This is a genomic window from Mesorhizobium sp. M7A.F.Ca.CA.002.05.1.1, from assembly GCF_003998335.1.
Lineage (GTDB): Bacteria > Pseudomonadota > Alphaproteobacteria > Rhizobiales > Rhizobiaceae > Mesorhizobium.
Map to the genome: position 1 here is coordinate 1 of NZ_RZQI01000344.1, position 5,831 is coordinate 5,831.

A 5,831-nucleotide genomic window follows, 5' to 3' on the forward strand; every position below is an offset into this window, starting at 1 on the left:
GTGCTACGTATTTCCCGTCTCGCCGCCCTGAACCACGGCCGGCCGGTGGGCGGACGCATGCAAAGACGCGACAACTGCCATGTCGAGATGTCAATTGAGTGACGGGGCAAAAGGCGCGACGCTTCGCGTCGGCGGCACAGAAACGACCTAACGATAAAAAAATGACAGGAGCGTCCAAGATGACGGAAACACTTGAAGGCAAGCATATCGTCGTGACCGGTGGAACCGGTGCGCTCGGCGGTGCGGTTGTCGGCAAACTGCTGAGTGACGGCGCGATCTGCCATGTGCCCAACGCCCATGCCGCCGCACCAGCGCATTTTCCCTTCGCCGCGCATGACCGTGTCCAGTTGGTGCACAATGTCGATCTCTCGGACCCTGCCAAGGTCGAAGCGTTCTACAGTCAGGTTCCAGGCCTGTGGGGCTCAATCCACCTGGCCGGCGGCTTCACCGCCGCACCGGTGGAAAAGATCGAGTCGGCGTCCTTTGCCGAGATGATGGACACCAATGCACGCACCGCCTTCCTGTGCTGCCGCGCCGCGATCCGCTCAATGCTGTCGTCGGACACGGCGGGCCGCATCGTCAACGTCACGGCGCGCGCCGGGCTCGATCCGCGGCGCGGCGCTGGCATGGTCGCTTACGCCGCCAGCAAGGCGGCGGTTGCCGCGATGACGGTGGCGATGGCCGAAGAGCTGAAGCACAGGGGCATCCTGGTCAATGCCGTGGCGCCGTCGACACTCGATACGCCGGCAAACCGCGCCGACATGCCGGATGCCGATGTCACCAGATGGGGCAGCCTCGAAGCCGCCGCCGAGGCCATCGCCTACCTTGCCTCGCCGGCCAATCAGGCGATGAGCGGCACGCTGGTGCCGCTTTACGGCAGGGCGTAACCTTCCAACCCTTCACGTCGGTCAAGTCAAAGAAAAACCCCGCCGGATCGCTCCGGCGGGGTTTTTGTTGAGGCCGCGCGCGAGGCGCGGCAGACAGCCGAAGCTTAGCTGCCCTGCTTCTTCAGCGCGGCACCCAGGATGTCGCCCAGCGAAGCGCCGGAGTCGGTCGAGCCGTACTGAGCGACCGCTTCCTTCTCTTCGGCGATTTCCAGCGCCTTGATCGAGACCTGCAGCTTGCGGGTCTTCTTGTCGAAGGCGATGACGCGGGCATCGACCTTCTGGCCAACGGTGAAGCGCTCGGGGCGCTGCTCGTCGCGGTCACGGCTCAGATCGGAGCGCTTGATGAAGGTCTCGATGCCGCTGTCGACCAGCCGCACTTCCAGACCGCCATCCTTGACGCCGATGACTTCGCAGGTGACGACCGCGTTCTTGCGCAGTTCGCCTGAAGTCGCCGCTTCGCCGACCGTATCCTTGGCCAACTGCTTGATGCCGAGCGAGATACGCTCCTTGTCGATGTCGACATCGAGCACCTGCGCCTTGACCATGTCGCCGCGATTGTACTCTTCGATGACCTGCTCGCCCGGACGGGTCCAGTCGAGGTCGGAAAGGTGCACCATGCCGTCCACGTCGCCTTCGAGGCCGATGAACAGGCCGAACTCGGTCTTGTTCTTGACCTCGCCCTCGACCTGGCTGCCGACCGGATGGCTAGAGGCGAAAGCCTGCCACGGATTCTCGAGCGTCTGCTTGAGGCCGAGCGAGATGCGGCGCTTGGCCGGATCGACCTCGAGCACCACCACGTCGACTTCCTGGGTCGTCGACAGGATCTTGCCGGGATGCACGTTCTTCTTCGTCCACGACATTTCCGAAACGTGGATGAGACCCTCGATGCCCGGCTCCAGCTCGACGAACGCGCCGTAGTCGGTGATGTTGGTGACGGTACCCTTGATCTTCTTGCCGATCGGGAACTTGGTGCCGATCTCGGACCACGGATCACTCTCGAGCTGCTTCATGCCGAGCGAGATGCGGTGGGTTTCCTGGTTGATGCGGATGATCTGCACCTTGACCGTCTGACCGATGTTGAGGATTTCGGTCGGATGGTTGACGCGGCGCCATGCCATGTCGGTGACATGCAGCAGGCCGTCGATGCCGCCGAGGTCGACGAACGCACCATAGTCGGTGATGTTCTTGACGACGCCTTCGACAACCTGGCCTTCTTCGAGGTTCTGCACGATTTCCGAACGCTGTTCGGCGCGGCTCTCTTCGAGCACGGTACGGCGCGACACCACGATGTTGCCGCGGCGACGATCCATCTTGAGGATCTCGAAGGGCTGCGGGTTGTGCATCAGCGGGGAGACGTCGCGGATCGGGCGGATATCGACCTGGCTGCGCGGCAGGAAGGCCACGGCGCCGTCGAGGTCGACAGTGAAGCCGCCCTTGACCTGGTTGAAGATGACGCCTTCGACGCGCTCACCCTTGGTGAACTTCTCTTCGAGACGAACCCAGCTCTCTTCGCGGCGGGCCTTCTCGCGGGAAAGCATCGCTTCGCCAAGCGCGTTTTCGATGCGCTCGACATAGACTTCGACGGTGTCACCGACCTTGAGGGTGGTGTCCTTGCCCTTGACGCCGAATTCCTTCAGCGGCACGCGGCCTTCGACCTTGAGGCCGACGTCGATGATGGCCATGTCCTTTTCGATCGCGGTGATCGTACCCTTGACGACCTGACCTTCGCCGGAATGGCCTGTGGTAAATGATTCTTCGAGCAGGCTCGCGAAATCATCGCGAGTGGGATTTGCAGCTGACATTGTTTCTCCTGGAGTGCCCCGCATCTAGAAGCGGGACGGGCGCCGTAGGTTAGCGTTGCGTTGGCCTGCCGGCGTTCCGGGCTACAAAAACCCTGGGCCGCTTTTTAAGCGGCAATTCCGGCGCATGAAGAATGCTGGCAGGCTGGTTCGTGCCCGATATGGGTATTTTCTTCGCCTCCGACAACGGAAATACGAGGGAAAACCCGGATCAGGCCTTGTCTCTCTTGGCTAGCACGTCGTCTATGATCGCCATGGCTGCAAGAAACGCGGCTTCTATAGCCATTTCGCTGGTATCAAGCAAGTGCGCGTCGACCGCCGGCTTCAACGGTGAGTCCGCTCGACCCATGTCGCGCTCGTCGCGGCGCACGATATCGGCGAGGATCTCGGTGAAATCAGCGGTCCCGCCGATGCTCTCGATCTCGGCCAACCGGCGCTGTGCCCGCACCTCGGCGCTGGCCGTCACATAGAGTTTGATGTCGGCGTCGGGGCAGACGACGGTGCCGATGTCGCGGCCGTCGAGCACGGCCCCGGGCGGCGTCTTGGCGAAGTCGCGTTGTTTCTCGACGAGGATGCGCCGCACCGTCGGGTACACGGCGACCTTCGAGGCTGCCTCGCCGACCGCATGCGCTGACAGCACCGCCCGGTCGAGCTTTGCCAGGTCGACCTGACGGGCAGCGGTTTCCGCCGCCGAGACATTGTCGAGCGGCAGGCCCAGCCGCAGCAGCGCATGGGCGACGGCGCGATAAGTGAGGCCGGTGTCGAGCAGGTTGAGGTGGTAATGGTCGGACAGCCGTCGCGCCAGCGTGCCTTTGCCGGCACCGGCGGGGCCGTCGATGGCGACTATCGTCATAGTTTTCCCGATTTATCGAAGTTCATCGTCTTTCTTTCCGGAATTGTCCATGAATTCTCTAATATTATGTGAGCACATTTTTAAGAAGTAATAGCCAAATGAGGAAATCCGATACAGCTCAACAGAGCATACTATGGTGCTATCTCTCATTTCAAACGAAATATCCTTTTTTTTCAATTAGAGACAAATTCCTAAGTACGGCGATATCAACTTTTATACCTTCATTATAAACGTCTTGCATATAGTTTAACGCGCCAAATTCTTTGCTCGATACAGAGGCGCTCATGTAGAAGGAGCCGGGTCCGGGCAAAATGCATTGTGCAAAATAAAAAAATGACTCGTAAGGATCATCAATCGAAATGAGTCTACGAATAGCCCCCGCAAGAATTAACGTTCTACGGGGATGATGAATAATCGGCGCCTCTGATACGATCGAATTTACTCGATCTCTGTACTGCCGATCTTCCTGGTCGGTTTTGTATTCTTTCTCATCTGTCGCGTTCCCTATCCAGAATATTCTCTCCAAGAGGCCAGCCTGATTTGAAGAGAGCTCAGATAGTACGTTTACGAGATGGGGGGATATCCCGCTGCCTGTCGCTGCGCTGGCAATAAGCTCCGCCCATCTTTCCATCATTTCAGCATCATCAGGGCTCTCGAGAGAGGCTTTCTCGAGAGCGGGAATCAATACCTTGTTAGGAATTGGACTAAATTGGCCGCTTTCTATGTCTAGGCGCTTTCGGGCAATCTTGGCTATCTCGACTAGAACGTCCTCCCGTTGAAGCCGAATCTGATCTGCGCGCAAACCACGAGCCTCTGATATCGGTCGGATGATATCCGTCAAGGCATCTAGCAAGCGACCGGAAGATTGGGGCGGAATTTCCGCCTTTATCTCAGCTTTGGCTCCTATGCCAACGTCGATATTTATCCCTACCTTCTTACCAGACTCGCTCTCGCCCATTTTATCGCCCTCAAGCTCCAATCTCCGCGCCCAGCCCCGTCATCAGCCCCATGAATTCCGGAAAGCTGGTCGCGATCATCGCCTGATCGTCGATGGTCACCGGCTTTTCGGTCGCCAGCCCCATCACCAGAAAGCTCATTGCAATGCGGTGGTCGAGATGGGTCTGCACCGTCGTGTCCTGGCCGTTGGGATGGCCGCCAAGCCCCTTGCCGCCCGGTTTGCCGCGCACGGCAAGCGAAGCCTCGCCCTCGGTGCAGTCGACACCGTTGAGCTTCAGACCATTGGCGACGGCAGACAGCCGGTCGGACTCCTTCACCCGCAGCTCCTCCAGCCCCTGCATCAGCGTTTCGCCCTCGGCGAAGCTGGCGGCGACCGCGAGCACTGGGTACTCGTCGATCATCGACGGCGCCCGCTCGGGCGGCACGATGACGCCCTTCAGCTCGGAGTAACGCACGCGCAGATCGGCGACATCCTCGCCGCCGGCATTACGCGGGTTGAGGATGTCGATCTTGCCGCCCATGTCCTGCAGCGTCAAAAGCAGGCCGGTGCGGGTCGGGTTCATCAGCACGTTCTCGATTGTGATGTCCGAACCCGGCACGATCAGTGCGGCCACCAGCGGGAAGCCGGCCGAGGACGGGTCGCCCGGCACGGCGATGGTCTGGCCGGTCAGCTTGCCCTGGCCTTCGATGAAGATGTGGCGCACGCCGCGTTCGTCGGTCTCGACCGACAGATTGGCGCCAAACCCCTTCAGCATCTTTTCGGTGTGGTCGCGCGTCATGACGGGTTCAATGACTGTGGTGATACCGGGCGTGTTGAGGCCGGCGAGCAGCACTGCGGACTTCACCTGCGCCGAGGCCATCGGCACGCGATAGGTGATCGGCGCGGCATGCTTCGGTCCATGCAGTGTGATCGGCATGCGGTCGCCCGGTGTCGCCTTCAGCACCTGCACGCCCATCTGGCGCAAGGGTTCGAGCACGCGGCCCATCGGCCGGCCCGACAGCGAGGCATCGCCGATGAAGGTCGTCTCCATGTCATAAGTGCCGACAAGGCCCATGGTCAGCCGCGAGCCGGTGCCGGCATTGCCGAAATCGAGCGGGCCTTCCGGCTGCAGCAGCGCCCCATTGCCGGTGCCGCGGATCACCCACTCGTCGCCGTTCTTCTCGATATGCGCGCCCATTGCCTTCATGGCCGCACCCGTGCGCATCACGTCCTCGCCTTCGAGCAGGCCGGTGATGCGGGTCTCCCCGGAGGCGAGGCCGCCGAACATGAAGGAACGGTGCGAGATCGACTTGTCGCCCGGCACGCGCGCGATGCCGGAAAGGGCTGGGGATTGG

At 60.9% G+C, this 5,831-nt stretch carries 5 protein-coding genes; 1 reads left to right on the plus strand and 4 read right to left on the minus strand.

The genetic code is table 11. The features are described 5' to 3' along the window. The first annotated feature begins 179 nt into the window (after positions 1-179). Entirely contained in the window at positions 180-887 is a 708-nt protein-coding gene (locus tag EN939_RS18090) for an SDR family NAD(P)-dependent oxidoreductase (protein WP_127269103.1), read from the plus strand. Between the two features lie 104 nt (positions 888-991). Here EN939_RS18090 and rpsA read toward each other — a convergent pair whose 3' ends face one another. The 4 genes from rpsA to aroA form a co-directional block, all read right to left on the minus strand. Next, positions 992-2,689 (minus strand): 30S ribosomal protein S1, encoded by a 1,698-nt coding sequence (rpsA, locus tag EN939_RS18095; protein WP_013528183.1) that lies wholly within the window; start codon positions 2,687-2,689, stop codon positions 992-994. 208 nt (positions 2,690-2,897) lie between these two features. Then, positions 2,898-3,539 (minus strand): (d)CMP kinase, encoded by a 642-nt coding sequence (cmk, locus tag EN939_RS18100; RefSeq protein WP_127269104.1) that lies wholly within the window; start codon positions 3,537-3,539, stop codon positions 2,898-2,900. A 151-nt stretch (positions 3,540-3,690) separates the two neighbouring features. Continuing rightward, entirely contained in the window at positions 3,691-4,497 is an 807-nt protein-coding gene (locus tag EN939_RS18105; RefSeq protein WP_127269105.1) for an Abi-alpha family protein, read from the minus strand. Positions 4,498-4,507: 10 nt separating this feature from the next. Further along, positions 4,508-5,831: 3-phosphoshikimate 1-carboxyvinyltransferase (gene aroA / locus EN939_RS18110; protein WP_245473110.1), on the minus strand; the 1,324-nt coding region annotated here is incomplete at its 5' end.